This window comes from Fulvivirga kasyanovii (assembly GCF_009711405.1).
In the GTDB taxonomy this organism is placed as follows: Bacteria; Bacteroidota; Bacteroidia; order Cytophagales; family Cyclobacteriaceae; genus Fulvivirga; species Fulvivirga kasyanovii.
In genome coordinates this window covers 1-1,281 of sequence record NZ_SMLW01000148.1, presented here as the reverse complement: position 1 = coordinate 1,281, position 1,281 = coordinate 1, and the positions used below count along the sequence as shown (strand labels likewise).

Here is a 1,281-nt window from a genome sequence, read left to right as displayed (position 1 = left end):
CCCTTAACAAAGGTGGCAGATGGCCTGATGGCGTTTCAATTAATGATGTCCATCTAGGATGGGGGCATAATCCTTCCACAAAATATGGCTGGTGGTGCTATAAATATTTTACCCGTAAGCCGATAGGTAGTACCGAGTGGAAAAATTCAGGCTGGAAACGTGTATATGGAGTGAACTCCATCACCATACCAAACTGGACATCAAATGAGATTTTACATGAGAACACCACAGACTATGTTTCCATTTCGAATGCTAAGCAGCGAAACTGGTCGATAGAGGCCTCAGCTTCTGTAACAGTGGGAGGGAAAGTTGGTATTCCTCTGGTAAGTGAAGGCAGCGTTGAAGTAACCGTCTCGCTTGGTGGTTCCAGAGGCGGTGAAATAACGCAAACTATTACTGTCAATCCTCCTACCGGTTGGTTTAAGATTCCTCCACATACCGACGCAGTTTTAACACTAGCTCAAACTACTTCCACTGCAACCACAAAGTATGATCTGCCTGTAAGAGTAGAGGGCTGGGTTGGTGGAAACTATGGCAAAAGAGTGGACGGTCATTACTTTTGGGCTGTAAATGCAGGTCGAATGTTCAAAGATATTCATGAAGGGAGAAAGAAGTATAGAGTGACCATGGTTGAAAGACAACCTTCGCGTCTTAAATGGTTTGTGAAGTTTATACCTCATGATGATGACTTAGCAGATGCAACAGATGCAATAAGAAACCTATAAGGCTTTCATTAAAGCCAGCTAATGACTTCAACCCACTAAAAGAACGGCCTGTAGTGAAATACAGGCCGTTCTTAGAATTAAAGCTCCGCCACCAATAACTATGAACAGTCATCAATCCCAGCGACAATCAGCGGCATCTCCCGGGCACAAACCTGATAATTTGAATAAAGATAACTTGCAGCCGTCTTCCAAAACCCCCAACTTAACAGGCTCAGCCGGGTTTATACCACAAGCTCCATCAGGTGATGCAATTAGCAGTGTCAAAAAATACACAGCAGATGAAATTTTACAAATGATGAAAATTGATTACTCTCACCTTAACAATACCGAGACTCAGGCTAAGAGGAGTGATGGTGATGAGGAGAAGGGGATGGAAGAGCCTTCCATAGAACAGAATGCAGAGGAGCATTGGTGGTTTGATGATCAGGGAGAAGTATTATTTGATCATTGGAGAAATGGAAATGGTGAAGAGCTGGTGCTTAATTCTGAGGAATGGGGTGAATACATGAGATCTAATTTGTTTTTGGAACTTCAGATATCTAATGAGTTATGGTAT

Annotated in this window: 2 protein-coding genes; both read left to right on the top strand. The window is 42.8% G+C overall.

Annotated features, from left to right (window positions below):
* Positions 1-725: hypothetical protein (locus tag E1163_RS30195; RefSeq protein WP_221417876.1), on the top strand; the 725-nt coding region annotated here is incomplete at its 5' end.
* Positions 726-825: 100 nt separating this feature from the next.
* Positions 826-1,281 (top strand): hypothetical protein (locus tag E1163_RS00405; RefSeq protein ID WP_155168552.1); only part of this gene is annotated, 456 nt, incomplete at its 3' end.